The 17,410-nt window shown below is 59.3% G+C and carries 11 protein-coding genes; 7 read left to right on the forward strand and 4 right to left on the reverse strand.

The genetic code is table 11. The features are described 5' to 3' along the window. Positions 1-71 precede the first annotated feature (71 nt). The gene (gene carB / locus GGE33_RS04735; protein ID WP_183821418.1) at positions 72-3,554 is read right to left on the reverse strand and encodes a carbamoyl-phosphate synthase large subunit; all 3,483 of its coding nucleotides are present in this window, start codon (positions 3,552-3,554) and stop codon (positions 72-74) included. Positions 3,555-3,864: 310 nt separating this feature from the next. Between carB and GGE33_RS04740 the strand changes: the two genes are divergently transcribed. The 3 genes from GGE33_RS04740 to ypfJ all read left to right on the forward strand — a co-directional run bounded on the left by GGE33_RS04740 (position 3,865) and on the right by ypfJ (position 7,282). After that, positions 3,865-4,920 (forward strand): phosphatase PAP2 family protein, encoded by a 1,056-nt coding sequence (locus tag GGE33_RS04740; RefSeq protein ID WP_183821419.1) that lies wholly within the window; start codon positions 3,865-3,867, stop codon positions 4,918-4,920. A 155-nt stretch (positions 4,921-5,075) separates the two neighbouring features. Continuing rightward, positions 5,076-6,287, forward strand: a complete 1,212-nt coding sequence (locus tag GGE33_RS04745; protein WP_148147535.1) for an MFS transporter — start codon at positions 5,076-5,078, stop codon at positions 6,285-6,287. Between the two features lie 89 nt (positions 6,288-6,376). Further along, entirely contained in the window at positions 6,377-7,282 is a 906-nt protein-coding gene (gene ypfJ, locus GGE33_RS04750) for a KPN_02809 family neutral zinc metallopeptidase (protein ID WP_183821420.1), read from the forward strand. A gap of 422 nt (positions 7,283-7,704) precedes the next feature. Here the strand turns inward: ypfJ and GGE33_RS04755 are convergent, their stop codons facing one another. Both GGE33_RS04755 and GGE33_RS04760 read right to left on the reverse strand, forming a co-directional pair. Next, on the reverse strand, positions 7,705-9,483 hold the full coding sequence (locus GGE33_RS04755; RefSeq protein WP_183821421.1) for a diguanylate cyclase: 1,779 nt from the start codon (positions 9,481-9,483) through the stop codon (positions 7,705-7,707). A 187-nt stretch (positions 9,484-9,670) separates the two neighbouring features. Then, positions 9,671-10,150: a DUF2938 domain-containing protein gene (locus GGE33_RS04760; RefSeq protein WP_183821422.1), complete on the reverse strand. Its 480-nt coding sequence runs from the start codon at positions 10,148-10,150 to the stop codon at positions 9,671-9,673. A gap of 164 nt (positions 10,151-10,314) precedes the next feature. Here GGE33_RS04760 and GGE33_RS04765 point away from each other — a divergent pair, with 164 nt between their 5' ends. Both GGE33_RS04765 and GGE33_RS04770 read left to right on the forward strand, forming a co-directional pair. Continuing rightward, positions 10,315-11,562, forward strand: coding sequence for a TCR/Tet family MFS transporter (locus GGE33_RS04765; protein ID WP_183821423.1), 1,248 nt, complete (start codon positions 10,315-10,317; stop codon positions 11,560-11,562). Positions 11,563-11,689: 127 nt separating this feature from the next. Beyond that, positions 11,690-13,087, forward strand: a complete 1,398-nt coding sequence (locus tag GGE33_RS04770) for an MATE family efflux transporter (protein ID WP_148147540.1) — start codon at positions 11,690-11,692, stop codon at positions 13,085-13,087. A gap of 36 nt (positions 13,088-13,123) precedes the next feature. Here the strand turns inward: GGE33_RS04770 and carA are convergent, their stop codons facing one another. Then, entirely contained in the window at positions 13,124-14,329 is a 1,206-nt protein-coding gene (gene carA / locus GGE33_RS04775; protein WP_148147541.1) for a glutamine-hydrolyzing carbamoyl-phosphate synthase small subunit, read from the reverse strand. A gap of 302 nt (positions 14,330-14,631) precedes the next feature. Here carA and GGE33_RS04780 point away from each other — a divergent pair, with 302 nt between their 5' ends. Both GGE33_RS04780 and dnaG read left to right on the forward strand, forming a co-directional pair. Continuing rightward, positions 14,632-15,084 (forward strand): GatB/YqeY domain-containing protein, encoded by a 453-nt coding sequence (locus tag GGE33_RS04780; RefSeq protein WP_183821424.1) that lies wholly within the window; start codon positions 14,632-14,634, stop codon positions 15,082-15,084. 132 nt (positions 15,085-15,216) lie between these two features. Next, positions 15,217-17,235: a DNA primase gene (dnaG, locus tag GGE33_RS04785; RefSeq protein WP_148147543.1), complete on the forward strand. Its 2,019-nt coding sequence runs from the start codon at positions 15,217-15,219 to the stop codon at positions 17,233-17,235. The last annotated feature ends 175 nt before the right edge of the window (positions 17,236-17,410 follow it).

Here is a 17,410-nt window from a genome sequence, read left to right on the forward strand (position 1 = left end):
GTCACCGACCAGGTAGATAGCGGAGCGAAAAAGAGCCGGTCAACAGGAATGCTGGCCGGCTCGTATATTGCTCAGAAGTAGGCCTGCAGCGGGCGAACTTCGAGATTGCCGGCTTTCAGCGCCTTGATTGCCATGGCTGCGGCTTCGGCACCTGCCATGGTCGTGTAATAAGGCACCTTTTGCATCAGGGTGGCGCGGCGCAGCGATTTCGAGTCGGAGATCGCCTTGTTTCCGTCGGTCGTGTTGATGACCAACTGGACCTGACGGTTACGAATGGCATCCTCGATATGCGGACGGCCTTCCAGTACCTTGTTGATCTTGGTGGCCTCGATACCGTTTTCTGCCAGGAAGCGCTGGGTGCCACCGGTCGCGAGAACCTTGAAGCCGATTTCGGTAAGGATCTTGATTGCCGGCAGTACGCGATCCTTGTCAGAATCGCGGACGGAAACGAACACCGTCCCTTCGCGCGGCAGTTCCACGCCGGCGCCGAGCTGCGATTTGGCGAATGCCAGCGCGAAGTCGGTGTCAAGGCCGATGACTTCACCGGTCGAGCGCATTTCCGGGCCGAGCAGCGTGTCGACGCCGGGGAAACGCGCGAACGGGAAGACAGCTTCCTTGACGGCGATATGCTTGAGGTTGCGCGGATCCGGCTTGGTGCCGTAGGCGCTGAACAACGGATCGAGCTTTTCGCCTGCCATGGCGCGGGCTGCGATCTTGGCAATCGGTGCACCGATCGTCTTCGCCACGAAGGGGACCGTACGCGAGGCGCGCGGGTTGACTTCGAGAACGTAGACCGTGCCATCCTTGATGGCGAACTGGACGTTCATCAGGCCGACGACATTGAGCGCTTTGGCCATTGCCTTGGCCTGGCGTTCCAGCTCGTCGATCATTGCTCCGGAAAGCGTGCGCGGCGGCAGCGAGCAGGCACTATCACCCGAATGGATACCGGCTTCCTCGATATGCTCCATGATGCCGGCGATGAAGACGTCCGTGCCGTCGCAGAGGCAGTCGACGTCGACTTCGATCGCGTTCGACAGATAGCTGTCGAAGAGGAGCGGGTTCTTGCCGAGCAGGGTGTTGATCTGGCCGGTCTTGTCATTCGGGTAACGCTGCTTGATGTCTTCCGGAACAAGTTCGGGAACCGTGTCGAGCAGGTAGGTCTGCAGCTGGCTTTCCGAATGCAGGATCTGCATGGCGCGGCCACCCAGAACATAGGAGGGGCGCACGACCAGCGGGAAGCCGATCTCGGAGGCGACGGTGCGGGCCTGTTCGACCGAATAGGCGATGCCGTTGTTCGGCTGCGTCAGGTCAAGCTTCATCAGCAGCTTCTGGAAGCGGTCGCGGTCTTCGGCCAGGTCGATCATGTCGGGCGCGGTGCCGAGGATCGGGATGCCGTTCTTTTCCAGCGCTTCGGCAAGCTTCAGTGGGGTCTGGCCGCCGAACTGGACGATAACGCCGACGACTTCGCCCTTTTCCTGTTCTGCCCGAAGGATCTCGATCACGTCTTCGGCCGTCAGCGGTTCGAAGTAGAGGCGATCGGACGTGTCGTAGTCGGTCGAGACGGTTTCCGGGTTGCAGTTGATCATGATCGCTTCATAGCCTGCATCCTTCAGCGCGAAGGCGGCGTGGCAGCAGCAATAATCGAACTCGATGCCCTGGCCGATACGGTTCGGGCCACCGCCGAGGATGACGACCTTTTTGGCGGTGGAGACTTCAGCTTCCGAGCGCAGTTCACCGACGAAAGGCGTCTCGTAGGTCGAGTACATATAGGCGGTCGGCGAAGCAAATTCGGCGGCGCAGGTGTCAATACGCTTGAAGACCGGGCGTACGTTGAGTGCGTTACGATGTTCGGCGACTTCCTTCGGGCGCTTGTGGGTGAGCGAGGCGAGGCGGGCGTCGGAGAAGCCCATGGCCTTCAGCATGCGCAGGTTTTCGGCATCCGCCGGCAGGCCATGCTCGCGAATGCGAGCTTCCATGTCGACGATCGCCTTCAACTGGGCGATGAACCACGGGTCGATCTTGCAAGCTTCGTGGACTTCGTTTTCGGTCATGCCGAGGCGCAGCGCCTGGGCGACCTGGCGCAGACGGTCCGGCGTCGGGGTGCCGATCACAGCGCGGATGGCATTGTGGTCGTCACCTTCGCCAAGGCCGGGGATCTCGATCTCGTCGAGGCCGGTCAGGCCGGTTTCCATACCGCGCAGGGCCTTCTGCAGCGATTCAGCAAAAGTACGGCCGATCGCCATGACTTCGCCGACAGACTTCATCGCGGTGGTCAGGACCGGCGAGGCACCCGGGAATTTTTCGAAGGCGAAACGCGGGATCTTGGTGACGACATAGTCGATGGACGGTTCGAACGAGGCCGGCGTCGCGCCGCCGGTGATGTCGTTGTCCAGTTCGTCGAGCGTGTAGCCGATGGCGAGCTTAGCCGCGACCTTGGCGATCGGGAAGCCGGTGGCCTTCGAAGCCAGAGCCGACGAGCGCGAGACGCGCGGGTTCATTTCGATGACGACGAGACGGCCGTCAGCCGGGTTGACGGCGAACTGTACGTTCGAGCCGCCGGTTTCAACGCCGATCTCGCGCAGGACCGCGATCGAGGCGTTACGCATGATCTGGTATTCCTTGTCGGTCAGCGTCAGGGCCGGCGCGACGGTGATCGAGTCGCCCGTGTGGACGCCCATCGGGTCGATGTTTTCAATCGAGCAGATGATGATGCAGTTATCCGCCTTGTCGCGGATGACTTCCATTTCATACTCTTTCCAGCCGAGGACCGATTCTTCAATCAGCACTTCGGTAGTCGGCGAGGCGTCGAGGCCGGAGCCGACGATCTCGAAGAATTCCGAGCGGTTGTAGGCAATGCCGCCGCCGGTGCCGCCGAGGGTGAAGGACGGGCGGATGATGGCGGGCAGGCCGACGACGTCGAGCGCCTGGGCGCCGATCGCCATGGCATGTGCCATGTAGCGCTGCTTGCGGTCGCTCTCACCTAGATTCCACTGGTTTTCAAGCGCATCAAGCGCCTTATCCAGTTCGGCGCCGGAAAGCTTGCCCTTCAGTTCCGCGCGGGCAGCCTCGTGCTTCTTGCGGTCGGCATCCTTGATTTCTGTGGCGTTGGCGAGCATCGACTTCGGTGTCTCGAGGCCGATCTTTGCCATCGCCTCACGGAAGAGGGCGCGATCTTCGGCCTTGTCGATGGCTTCCGGCTTGGCGCCGATCATTTCGACATTGTAGCGATCAAGCACGCCCATCCGCTTCAGGGACAGCGCGGTGTTGAGCGCGGTCTGGCCACCCATGGTCGGCAGCAGTGCGTCCGGGCGTTCCTTGGCGATGATCTTGGCAACGACTTCCGGCGTGATCGGCTCGACGTAAGTTGCGTCGGCGAGGCCCGGATCGGTCATGATGGTTGCCGGGTTGGAATTGACCAGGATGACCCGGTAGCCTTCTTCCCTCAGCGCCTTGCAGGCCTGGGTGCCGGAATAGTCGAACTCACATGCCTGACCGATAACGATCGGACCCGCGCCGATGATGAGGATCGATTTGATATCTTGGCGCTTTGGCATGGTCTCTATCCGCTCTTTGTCTGCGCGAAAAGCCGGCACGGGGCGTGGGTAGCTCCGGTCGGGTCACGTGCGCATCATTTTTCTGGCTAGACGCGGCTTATAGGCAAATGTGCGGCCTATGAGAACCCCATAAATCGGCAAATCGACAGGAATCGTGGTGGATTGAAGCCGCGGGTATAATCGAAAGTTAATTACTCGGGAATACTTGAGTCTCCGGGGTATTTTCAGAATTCTGGATTGTTTTTTGACTGGGGGCCAAGTCATGTCTGCAGGATATCTGCGATCAATTCCGATTTTGACTGCTGTTGATGTGCTCAAGCGCCTGCGTTCCGATGCTTATTTCTATATTATAACGTTATTATACACTTTGCTCGCCATCTATTTGGCGTGGTTTGGTGGCTTTTTTCCTATGTTGTCGCACGATCTCTACTTTGGTCAGTGGACAAAGGTGTTTCTGATCGTCATGCCGGTGATCGCGATCTCCTTCGACTTGTTTTGGCTGGTGCATCGCTTCGATCGCCGGCGTAGACTGGCTTTCCGTCGGATTTTTTCGGCGAAGAGAATGGCTGGGCTGATTTCCGGCGTCTTGCTGCTGGGAGGACTGATGTTCTTTCAAGGCAGCTTCACGTCAATCAAGAACATGTTGCCTGCCTTGCGAGGTGGGTTCATCGATGATCGTGCTCAAGCGGATATAGATGCGTGGCTGCATTTCGGCGTCGATCCCTGGATCTTGCTCCATTCGGTGCTTGGGCAGGACTGGGCCAGGAGCGTCATCGAATTCAACTACAACGTTCTCTGGTTCATTCTGTGCTTCGGCGCCCTGTTCTTCGTTGCCACGTCGCCATCGGCTGACGGGATCAGAAAACGTTATCTGCTGCTTTTCGCTTTCGTCTGGATCGGCTGCGGCAATATTCTCGCGGGGCTGTTTCTGTCGGCAGGGCCGGCCTTCTATGGTGCGGTCGTCGGCGACCAGGCACGGTTCGCCGGCCTCATCGCTTTCTTGAGCCGAGGCGACGGAGGGAGTTCTGCTGCCGAATACCAGACCTATCTTTGGGCACTGCATGAGAGCGGCAGCGCCGGTTTGGGCAGCGGTATTTCCGCCTTTCCGAGCATTCATGTCGGCCTGATCACGCTGAATGCGCTTTTCCTCAACGGCTACTCCCGCCGTCTCGGTGTGGTCGCCTTCGCCTATGTCGCATTCATCCAGATCAGTTCAGTTTATCTCGGCTGGCATTACGCGATTGATGGTTATGTCTCGATGACTGTGGTTGTCGCAGCATATTACGCTTTGATGGCGTTCCTGAAGCGTCGGTGGGAGCGGACGCATCCCACTGTGACCGTTCCTTCATTGCCGGTTGCGTCATAGCGGCTTTCTTGCCGGAAGACGTATTACGTAACCGTACCGCTCGTGGCATGGCTGGCATGGACAGCCGAACTCACCGGTACTATTCCTGCCGTTCATCAAGAACACATGCGGCAGGAACTTCGGACGGCAGCGTCCGCTGGCCGGGAGAGAATTTCATGGCTGATGCAACATCAAAGCCGACAGCAAGCGCTGCGGCAGAAAAGACAGTGCTGCCGATCATTCTGGCGGCGAGTTTCTGCCATATGCTCAACGACATCATGCAGTCGATGATCTCGGCTATCTATCCGATGCTGAAGGCGGACTTCCATCTGGACTTCTGGCAGATCGGCATCCTGACACTTGCATTCCAGTGCACCGCTTCGCTGCTTCAGCCGGTCATCGGGATTGTCACGGACAAGAAGCCCTATCCCTATTCGTTGCCGGTCGGCATGGCATCGACCTTCTTCGGCTTGCTCCTGCTTGCATGGGCGCCGACCTACGGAATTCTGGTGGCTGCTGCCGGTCTTGTGGGCATCGGTTCGGCCGTCTTCCACCCGGAGGCCTCGCGTGTCGCGCGGCTAGCCGCGGGCGGGCGTTACGGTTTTGCGCAGGCAACCTTCCAGGTCGGCGGCAATTTCGGCCAGTCGATCGGGCCGCTGCTTGCCGCCTTCATCATCGTGCCGATGGGGCAGGGCAGTGTCGGATGGTTCTCCGCCATGGCGCTTCTCGGCATCATCGTCCTGACCTGGATCGCCCGCTGGTACAAGGCGCATATGGCCGCCAACAAAGGAAAGAAGAAGGCTCTCGGCGCCCATAACCTGTCGAAGAACACGGTCGTCATCGCGCTTGTCGTGCTGACCATCCTGACCTTCTCGAAGAACGCCTATATGGCGTCGATCAGCAGCTATTACACCTTCTTTGCGATCGAGCGGTTCGGCGTTTCGGTGCAGATGTCGCAGATCATGCTGTTCGTATTCCTCGGTGCAGTGGCACTCGGCACCGTTGTCGGCGGTCCGATCGGCGACCGGTTCGGCTCGAAAGTGGTGATCTGGGTCTCGATCCTTGGCGTGTTGCCGTTCACGCTCGCCATGCCTTACGCAAACCTGCCGCTGACGATCATCCTCTCGGCTATCATCGGCTTCATCATGGCCTCATCCTTCCCGGCGATCATCGTGATGGCGCAGGAGCTGGTGCCCGGTCGTGTCGGCATGATTGCCGGCATCTTCTTCGGTATCGCCTTCGGTGTCGGTGGTATCGCGGCGGCAGTGCTCGGCGTGCTGGCGGATAGCCACGGGATCATCTTCGTCTACGGCGTCTGCTCGTTCCTGCCGGCGATCGGATTGCTGACGGTGTTTTTGCCGAGCAAGAAGCAGCTGCAGGTGGCGTGAGGGCATTTCGCCAATCCCTCATCGCCTTTCCTCGCCGTTGCGCTATATTGTCCTTTCTTAATACATGAAGCCGTCGAGGAGTGGGCAATATGGAATGGAAGGGTCGCCGGCAGTCGGACAATGTCGAGGATCAGCGCGGGGCTTCCATGGGAGGGAGCCCGTTCGGTCGCGGCGGGATGCGTATCCCGATCGGGGGCGGTCGAAGAGGCGGCGGTGGCCTCAGCATCGGCGGCATTGTCGTCGTGCTGATCATCTGCTGGATCACCGGCATCAACCCGCTGACGCTGCTTTCAGGCGGCGATATCGGCTTTGATGGCGATGGCAGCTCGCAGCAGACGCAACAGGGCACGCCGGCCAATGACGAGATGACCGCCTTCGTGCGCACGGTTCTCGCCGATACTGAAGACACATGGTCGGAAATCTTCAAGTCTTCCGGACAGGCATATCAGGATCCGACACTTGTGCTCTTTTCGGGCCAGGTGCGGTCGGCCTGCGGCTTTGCCTCATCGGCGTCTGGACCGTTTTATTGCCCGGGAGACCGCAAGCTCTACCTCGACACGACATTTTTCAACGAACTCTCGCAGCGCTTCGGTGCTTCCGGCGATTTCGCCGAAGCTTATGTGATCGCGCATGAAGTCGGCCATCACGTTCAAAACCTGATCGGCGTGCTGCCGAAGTTCAACCAGATGCGCCAGCGGATGAGCGAGACCGAGGCAAACCAGATGTCTGTACGCGTCGAGCTGCAGGCGGATTGCTTTGCCGGCGTGTGGGGCAAGCGCACTGATCAGAAGGGCTTTCTCAGCCAGGGCGACCTCGAGGAGGCGCTCAATGCCGCGCAGCAGATCGGTGACGATACGCTGCAGAAGCGGACGCAAGGGTATGTCGTGCCGGAAAGCTTCAACCACGGTACCTCCGCCCAGCGGATGCGCTGGTTCAAGCGCGGTTTCGACAGCGGCGACATGAATTCCTGCGATACGTTTTCGGGGGATGTCTGAGGGGCTGCAGACACATATTTTCACGCAGCAGATGCGGCCCTGCCGGGTGGCCGGCGGGGTGATTTCTATGCGGGAGTGGGGGCAGGCGTCGTCTGTAATGGTTTGGTGGTAGGCATTTGCCTGCCCCGACCGTTTGCTGCTTTCCGTACGAGACTTGTCAATTCCCGTCTTTCCGGCATTCGCGGCCATCATCGAAAACCGGGTTCAGACCCGTTTTAGGACTTCCGGTTCGCGAACCCGGTTTCCCGCCCGATGACGTGATGATTGTAGCGGATGCTTGCGAGGCGAGGATGAAAAACGCGCTGCATTTCCGCAAAAGACTGAAATTGCCGGCATGTTTTTTCGCCGAAACCGAAATGATCCCCGATCAGGTCAGTTAGGGTTATGCTTTTCGGTTCGGTTGCCGGATGTGGCGTCAGACGTCATTGCTGATCAAGAGTGCCGTCCTGGATCCACCGGTTGCGACCATTCCTCTTGGCTGAAAGCAAGGCGCGGTCTGCCCGTTCCAATACGGTCGATATGGTGCCGGCTTGCGGGGATGTCGAAATGCCAAGAGAAATGGTGACGGGATCGAGCAGGCGTCCACGATATGACACGGGGGAGCTTTCGACGGATTGCCTCAACTGCTCGGCGATCTTCTCGGCATCTTCCGCGGTCAATCCCGGCAAAAGGACGGTGAATTCCTCGCCGCCGAACCGAAACACGTCGCCCTTGCCGGTCACGACTTCCGACAGAATACGCGCGACATATTGCATGACAGCATCCCCGGCATCATGACCGAACTGATCGTTGAAGCGCTTGAAGTGGTCGATATCGATCATCAGGCATGCAAGCGAGGCGCCGGGGTCTTCGACAAGCCGATTGAGTGCCTCATCGAGAGAGCGGCGGTTCATCAGTCCCGTCAGCGCATCGCGTTTCGCCATGCCAACAAGGCGTTGCCGAAGCTGCAGGTTGGCGACCGCAAGGCCGACGTTTTCCGCCAGCAGCTCGAAATAGAGGCGATCGGCAGGTGAGGCGTGATTGTGGACAGACGTTTCGAGATAGAGGAGCCCCACGATCTCTCCCAGCGCAGTGAGCGGGATGCAAAGATTGCTGTTTTCGGCCATGTGGATGTGGTGGCAGATGACGTCGTCACCATCAGGCTCGCTGAAATGCGGACGGCCACGCCGCAGCGCCCAGCAATCGTCGATCGAAAAATGCAGTTCGGATGCGGCGGGATCAGACCACTGTCCCAAGGAGTGAAGGGTCGATCCCTGTTCCTTCAGGATGAACAGGTGGCCGGCGGCATCCGGAAAAATCTGCGGCATGAAGCGCGAGACGACATCCGAAAGTTCCTCCTGGTTCTGGCAGGCCTGCACCCGATGCATCATCTGCAACATCAGGTCCTTCATGCGCTGATCCTTGCGGCGTTCGGCGTCGAGGCGCTCCCTTTCCAGGCCATTGTTGCGGAAAATCTGGATGGCGTGGTTCATTTCGCCGATCTCATCCCGCCTTCCGTCGTCCAGAACCTCGACATCGTAATCCTGGCGTGCCAGCCGGGTGACGACGTTGCTCATCCTGATCAGCGGCAGCGCCACGCGCCGGCTCAGGACAAAATAAAGCACCGCCAGAAACATCAGCGCCGTCAAAACCAGCATGGATTTCGCGATGTTGCCGAAGAAGTCGCTTCGGGCCTTGGCTGCATCAACCGCGACCTGCGAACGTGCGGTAACACTGGCTCTCACCGCTTCGACTTGCTTCAAAAGCTCTGTGTGCAGGCGATAATGCTCGTCACCAAATAGAGTCTGCTGAGCGTCATTCTGCCGGCCAGCACGATAGGCGCTGATGGCTTCCTTTTCGATCGCGTCGATAGCATCTGCCGCATTTCGGATGCGGTCGAACATCGTCTTTTCTTCCGGCGAGAGGCCGAGGCTGGACAGCTTTGCGATACTGCCTTCAAGATGTCCTTCCTGATCGTCATCCACGTAGAACCGTGCCAGATGCTGTTCATCGCCGCGCATCACATAAAGGCGCGCCTCGTCTGTGCGGCTCTCGGCGATGACCGCCAGTTCTTCCGCCAGATCATCCAACTCAAGATGTTGCTGGATCGCCGTGCGCTCCTGCGACGCGCTTCTCGCGGACAATATGAAGGTGGAGGCCGATATGGCCGTGAGAACGAGGGTTACCGCATAGGCAAGATGTGTGATCGTACTCAGTCGCATCCTGAACCGCCATCTGTTCGCCGACGCAGAATGTTTCACAACGTCGGGCAAGGGTATTGCGCGCCCATTTTAATTCGTCGTGATAAACGGGAAGTCAACGATTGCAGATCTACCTGAGATGGTGCGGCGGATCAGCACCTCGTTGCCGTCATCTCATGCGGTTCAAACGACGGCGTTCAGTCGGATATCAGCGGATCAGCAGCGCCGTTGCGTATAGTCCGAGTGCGAAAACCGTGTGGGCGACGAAGTTCAGCAGCCTTACCTTCTTCGGGTTAGGCGCTTTCGATGCCGCCCAGCCGAGGCCCATGCCGGGCTGCATCAGGAACCAGCCAGCGCCGATCGTCACGATGCCGAGAACCCAGGCGGGCAGGAACGTTGGGGAGCGCATCCAGTCCGGTCCCATGATCAGGACAAGAATGACACCGTAAAGGATGCCGACGGCATAGTGGCCGATCCAGCCAAGTGCCAGTTCATGACGATAAGGTTCTGCGGTTGCAATGCTGTCGTGGAAGACCTTGCCCTTTGCCAGATGCCGGAACCAGCGGCCTGCGGGCGCCCAGTTCGGCTTGGGCTGCTGGTAGACGAAATGCAGGACAAGCGCCCAGATATCCATAAGCACCGTTGCCCCGATGCCGATCAATATGCCCTGCCAAATCAACTCAATCATTACGCTCGCCCCCTGATTGCCGAAGGATATAGGCGCGATTCCGTCATCGCCCGCATCAGAAATTTTGAGATGTTCCTGTATTGTTCCGATTTTCTTTTTCCGTTATGTAGTCGTCCCGGCGATCCGATCGTCTTTTCCAGGTGAGATGTTGAGAGAGGCATTCGATGCTCGAACCTAAATCCGTGCGCCGTGGCCTATTTCTCGTCTTCGTCATTCTGTTTCTGGATGTCATCGGTATCGCGATTATCATGCCGGTCCTGCCGGCCTTCCTGCAGGAACTGACAGGGGATGATGTCAGCGCTGCTGCGATCGACGGTGGTTGGCTTCTGCTGATTTATTCGGCGATGCAGTTCCTCTTTGCGCCGCTGATCGGCAATTTGTCCGATCGCTTCGGGCGTCGGCCGATCCTGCTCATCTCGGTGCTGACCTTTGCCATCGACAATCTTATCTGCGCCGCCGCGACCAGTTTCTGGATGCTTTTCATCGGCCGTGCGCTGGCCGGATTTTCAGGCGGCAGTTTTGCCACCTGTTCCGCCTATATCGCCGATATCAGTAACGACCGCACGCGGGCACGCAATTTTGGCCTGATCGGCATCGCCTTCGGGGTTGGCTTCACGATCGGGCCTGTGATCGGCGGCCTGTTGGGAGAATTCGGACCGCGTGTACCGTTTCTGGGGGCGGGTCTGCTGTCTCTCGCCAACTTTATCGCGGCATGGTTCCTGCTGCCGGAAACACTAGAGCGGCACAATCGGCGGGCTTTCGACTGGCGACGTGCCAATCCGCTTGGGGCGCTGCGCCAGATGCGCCACTATTCCGGTGTCGGCTGGATATTGCTGGTGATGTTTCTCTACTGGCTTTCTCACGCCGTTTATCCGTCCGTCTGGTCCTTCGTCTCGACCTATCGCTACGGCTGGAGCGAGGCGCAGATCGGATTGTCGCTCGGCCTGTTCGGCATTTGCGCGGCGCTGGTCATGGTGTTTGTCCTGCCTCGCCTCATTCCGGTTCTCGGCGAGTGGCGAACGAGCGTGCTCGGGATCTGTTTTTCCTGTCTCGGTCTCGCCGGCTATGCCTTCTCCTGGGAAGGCTGGATGGTCTATGCCGTCATCCTGTTGACGACGATCGAGAATGTTGCCGATCCCGCGCTGCGCAGCATCGCCTCGGCCAAGGTGCCGCCGTCGGCGCAAGGGGAATTGCAGGGTGCGATGACGAGCATGACCAGTCTCACGACCATTATCGGGCCGGCCATATTCACCCAGCTTTTCAGCAGGTTCACCGGGGAGGGCGCGATCGTCGAATTTGCCGGTGCGCCCTACCTGATGGCGGCCATCTTCATGGCGTGCGCAGCGATCGTGTTCGTTGCGCGCATATCGCGAGATACCTCTGCCGCTCGCGCGATCCATCAGGTTTCGTGAAGTAAGTCGCACAAAAACTGCTGGATGGACCACCAGCCTTGCCCGGAAAACCTGCCGCCTTTATAGGCAAAGTGCTGCGCCGCTGACCATTTTCTGGAAGCGGCCTTTTCTTTTATCGAGGTTTGAAATGTCGAGTTCGCTCAACACGGTCGCAATCGAAAGCCGGGAAAGCTCGTGGGCGGGACATCTGCGCGCCACGTTTGCTCTTGGGATCCCGCTTGTCGGCGCGCAGCTGGCGCAGATGGCGATCCATACGACCGACGTCATCCTCGTTGGCTGGCTCGGTACCACGGAGCTTGCGTCCGTCGTTATCGCGACACAGGCGTTTTTCATTGTCTTCATCTTCGGCACGGGCTTTACCAGCGCCGTCATTCCGCTCGTTGCGCAGGCCCTCGGCCATAATGACAAGGTGGGTGTCAGGCGTGCGGTTCGCATGGGGCTTTGGGTCGTCATCGCCTATTGCGCCCTGATGGCGCCGATCCTCTGGTTTTCCGAGCCGATCCTGCTTGCGCTCGGCCAGGCGCCGGATGTGGCGGCGAATGCCCAGGGTTATCTGCGCATCGCGCAATGGGGCATGTTCCCGGCGCTCGGCCTGTTCGCGATCCGCAGCTTCGTGACCGGGCTCGAGAAGGGCAGCATCGTTCTCTATGTCACGCTCGGAATGTTCGCGATGAACTTCGTGGTGGCCTATCTGACGATCTTCGGCCATTTCGGCGCACCTCGGCTTGGTATCTACGGTGCAGCCCTTGCGGCCGTCTGCGCCAATCTTACCGGCTTCATCATCATCATCGCCTATGTGCAGATGCATGAAGCGACACGAGCCTACGAGATATTCGTGCGTTTCTGGCGCCCTGACTGGCCGATCATTCGCGAGGTACTTGTCCTCGGTCTTCCGATCAGCTTCACCATTCTCGCCGAAACCAGCCTGTTTGCGGCCGCATCGCTGCTGATGGGAATGATCGGCAAGCTGGAGCTTGCGGCCCATGGTATCGCGCTTCAACTGGCGTCGATCGCCTTCATGATCCCGCTGGGGCTGGCGCAGGTGGCGACCGTTCGTGTCGGACTTGCAAACGGTCGCGGTGATGATCTCGGGGTGAAACGGGCAGGGATCGCGGTTCTTGTCGTCAGCGTCGTTTTCGCGATCGTTGGCAGCATTCTTTATGCGGCGTTCCCGTTCTTCTGGGGGGGGCTGTTTCTGGATACGACTCAACACGATGCCGCTGCCGTGCTGGCGCTTGCCGCGCCGCTGATCGTGATTGCCGGGGCATTTCAGTTGGTTGATGGTCTGCAGGCAGTCGGCGCCGGGCTGCTGCGCGGTCTCAAGGATACGAAAATCCCGATGATCCTTGCGCTGATCGCCTATTGGCCGATCGGTTTCGTCTGCGCCTATGTCTTTGCCTTCCCGCTCGGTCTCGGCGGCAAGGGTGTCTGGTTCGGCTTCGTGCTGGGACTTGCCGCTGCCGCTATCTTCCTATGCGTTCGTTTCTGGATGCTGGTGAAGCGCCAAAAAGAAATGGCCCGCTGAAAGCGGGCCATTTGAAAGTCTCAGGAAAACTGACGATCAGCGTTCGGCGAGAGCCGGTTCGCCCTTCTTTTCGCGCACCAGATTGATGAAGCGGCGGAAGAGATAGTGGCTGTCCTGCGGGCCCGGCGAAGCTTCCGGGTGGTGCTGGACGGAGAAGACCGGCTTGCCGGAGAGGCGCAGGCCGCAATTGGTGCCGTCGAACAGCGAGATGTGAGTCTCTTCAACGCCTTGCGGCAGTGACTTCGAGTCGACTGCGAAGCCGTGGTTCATCGAAACGATTTCGACCTTGCCCGTCGTGTGGTCTTTGACCGGGTGGTTGGCGCCGTGATGGCCCTGATGCATCTTTTCGGTCTTGGCGCCGAGTGCGAGGCCGAGCATCTGGTGACCGAGGCAGATGCCGAAGGTCGGGATGTCGGTCTTGATGATCTCCTGGATCACCGGCACGGCGTATTCGCCGGTTGCAGCCGGATCGCCCGGGCCGTTCGACAGGAAGATGCCGTCCGGCTTCAGCGCCAGAATGTCTTCGGCGGAAGTCTGGGCCGGGACGATCGTGACCTTGCAATCAAGGCCGGTGAACAGGCGCAGGATGTTGCGCTTGACGCCGTAGTCGATGCAGACGACGTGGTACTTCGCGTCTTCGGCCTTCAGTTCGCTATAGCCTTCGTTCCAGACCCAGGGCTTTTCAGTCCACTGCGAGGACTGGCCGGATGTGGCTTCCTTGGCGAGGTCAAGGCCTTCCAGGCCGCTCCATGCCTTGGCTTCGGCTTTGAGCGCCTCGATGTCGAAGACGCCATTCGGGTCGTGGGCGATAACGGCATTCGGTGCGCCGTGTTCGCGGATCCAGGCGGTCAGCGCGCGGGTGTCGATGCCGGACAGGCCGATGACGCCGCGGCTCTTCAGCCAGCCATCGAGGTCCTTGGCTGCACGGTAGTTGGACGGGTCGGTGATGTCGGCCTTGAAGATCGTGCCGACGGCGCCGCGGCGTGCAGCCGGCGTCAGGTCTTCGATATCTTGGTCATTGGTGCCGATATTGCCGATATGCGGGAAGGTAAAGGTGACGATCTGGCCGAGATAGGATGGGTCCGTGAGGATTTCTTCGTAGCCGGTGAGCGCCGTGTTGAACACGACTTCCGCCGGAACCTTGCCGGTCGCGCCGATGCCGGTGCCTTCGATGACAGTGCCATCCGCAAGAACGAGGAGGGCGGTGGGCTTCTTAGGTGTCCAGGGAGCGGAGCCGGTCATGTCTATCCTTCTGACCCATCGTTCCCGTCTCGGCGAAGACAGGCTGCAGGGGTTCATGTTGTCGCAGAAAAGTGCGCAAGCGTCATCGCCGGCGGCTCTTCAATCCAAATGTCGTGCAGGTGCGGGAAAATAAACAAAGGCTAAGGCGCGGTCAATGTCATCCGTTAAAGAATCACCCTCAATCGCCGCGGTTAGGTGGGAAAAGATTGATCGCCCCCGTCGCCTGATCTATCACCGCCTTCAACGGCCCTCATTTGGGCGCTGCGGGACGTGTCGGCCCGCCATGACGGAGAATACTTCAGATGATGCGCGAAAAGCTCACCGAATCCATGAAGGAAGCCATGAAGGCGAAGGACAGCCGCCGGCTTTCCACCGTTCGCCTGATCCAGAGCGCGGTCAAGGATCGCGACATCGCCAATCGCGGCGTCGGCAAGGATGCTGCTACCGACGATGAAATCCTGCAGATCCTGCAAAAGATGGTGAAGCAGCGCGAAGAGTCGGCCAAGATCTATCAGGATGCGGGCCGCGCCGAGCTTGCCAGCCAGGAGCGCGAAGAAATCGATGTGCTCAAGACGTTCATGCCGGAGCAGCTTTCCGACGAGAAGGTCGGCGAGATCGTTGCGGCCGTCGTCGCCGAGATCGGCGCTGCCGGGATGAAGGACATGGGCAAGGTCATGGCCATCCTGCGCGAGCGTTATGCCGGCCAGATGGATTTCGCCAAGGCTTCCGGCGTCATCAAGGCGAAGCTGAGCTAAGGGCGGCGTTGCCGTATCAAGGTATCGCGGCGCCTGTGGGCGCCGCAATCGTTTTTACAAAGGGCTGTGAATACCGGGCAAGAAACATCTTGGCCGTGGTGCAGCCCGTGACTTCCGCCTATATGAGTAGACATGCGCTTTTCAAACACGTTCCTAGACGAGATACGCGACCGCGTGCTGATCTCCACCGTGATCGGCAGACGTGTGACGTGGGATCGGCGCAAGACGAATGTGTCACGCGGGGACTATTGGGCCTGCTGCCCCTTTCACGGCGAGAAAAGCCCGAGCTTTCATTGCGAGGACCGCAAGGGTCGGTATCACTGCTTCGGTTGCGGTGTATCGGGTGACCATTTCCGTTTCCTGACAGATCTTGAAGGGCTGAACTTTCCTGAAGCCGTTCAGCAGATCGCCGATCTTGCCGGCGTTGCCATGCCGCAGCCCGATCCGCAGATGGAGAAGCGCGAGAAGGAACGGACCTCGCTGCAGGACGTCATGGAAATGGCGACGCTCTATTTTCAGGATCAGTTGCAGAGCGCCAATGGCGCCAAGGCGCGGGCTTATCTTCGTGATCGCGGATTGACCGGTCGGACGATCGAGACGTTCCGTCTGGGCTATGCGCCCGAAAGCCGCAACGCCCTTAAAGAGTATCTTGCGGGGAAGGGCGTGCCGAAGGAGCAGATCGAGGCTTGCGGTCTTGTTCGCCACGGGTCGGATATTCCTGTCTCCTACGACTATTTCCGTGATCGCATCATGTTCCCGATCCTGTCGTCGCGCGAGAAGGTTATTGCCTTCGGCGGCCGTGCCATGGCTGCGGATGCGATGGCGAAATACATGAACTCGCCGGATACCGAACTCTTTCACAAGGGACAGGTGCTCTACAATTTTGCGCGTGCAAGACGGGCAGCGCAGGCGGCAGGTGACCGGAAGCAGAGCGGCGCGCTGATTGCCGTCGAAGGCTATATGGACGTGATCGCGCTTTATCAGGCGGGCGTCGAAAATGCTGTCGCGCCGCTCGGCACGGCGCTGACGGAAAACCAGCTCGATCTTCTCTGGAAGGTAAGTCCGCAGCCGGTACTCTGCTTCGATGGCGATGGCGCCGGTATCCGCGCGGCCAATCGTGCGGCTGATCTTGCCTTGCCGGCGATCAAGCCCGGAAAATCGGTCAGTTTCGCGCTTCTTCCCGATGGCAAGGATCCGGACGATCTGGTGAAAAACGAGGGCAGGGAGCCATTCGACAGGGTTCTGTCGGAGGCGCGACCGCTTGTCGACATGATCTGGCAGCGGGAGACCGCGGGCTCCGTCTTCGATACGCCTGAGCGGCGGGCTGAACTCGATGCCCGGTTGAAGCAGATCATCTCGGTGATCGGCGATGAGAGTGTGCGCTATCACTACCAGCAGGATATTCGCGGCAGGCTCGGTTCCTTTTTCAGCCAGTCGGGCGGGGCAGGTGGTGAGCGTCGCCAGAATTTTCAGCGCAACAACAATGCCGGACCGGGGCGCAAGGGTGGGCGCGGCGGAGCGCCGCAGGGTGGATCGGTCGTGGCCGGCGCGATGATCGAAAGCGGCACGGCCGGAAGCGCCCGGCTGAACCAGATGCTGAAGCTTTCGTCCCAGGCGCGCCCTGCGTTGCGCGAAACCGTGCTGGCGCTGACGATCGCAAACCATCCGCAATTGCTGCTTGACGAATATGACGAGATTTCGTCTGTCGATTTCGAAAACAAGGATCTGCAGCGGTTTTGGTCATCGCTGCTCTCGATTGTCGGTCAACTCGGGACAAAGCTCTCTGTTGAGGCGGTTCGTGAAGGGCTTGTCGCTGAAGGATTTTCCGATCTGCTTTCGGCCATGACCCAACAGGTGCGCAATGCCCGGCTCTGGACGGCGACGGAGGAGGCCGACCCGCAGGATGCCTTGCACGCTTATCGGCAGACACGGGCGCTGCATTCGCGCAACAAGGAACTGCGCTTGCAGAAAATGGAACTGCGGCGCGAAATCGAGGAATTGACCGCTGACGAGGAGGAGCGCGGCGAAATTCTCTTGAGGGCGCTTTTGGAGATCCAGAACGAAATCACCCGGCTTGAGGCGCAGGAGGCAATCATTGACGGTTTCGGCGTTCTTTCCGGGCGGGTCAAAGGCGCTGCGGTCAGCCATTGATTGTCAGGAAGACTGTGGAGGCGGTAATAGCTGATGCAAAATTGCCGAGGTTTGCTGATTTATCCAGTTTTTTGCTCTGACGCGGTTTCGAACGCTTGCGTTTTGATCAACCCTTGTCTTATGGGAAAACCTGCCTACATATTCGACGAAACTGGTGAACATGCCTGGCACGGGC

The organism is Aliirhizobium cellulosilyticum, from assembly GCF_014198105.1.
Classification (GTDB): domain Bacteria; phylum Pseudomonadota; class Alphaproteobacteria; order Rhizobiales; family Rhizobiaceae; genus Neorhizobium; species Neorhizobium cellulosilyticum.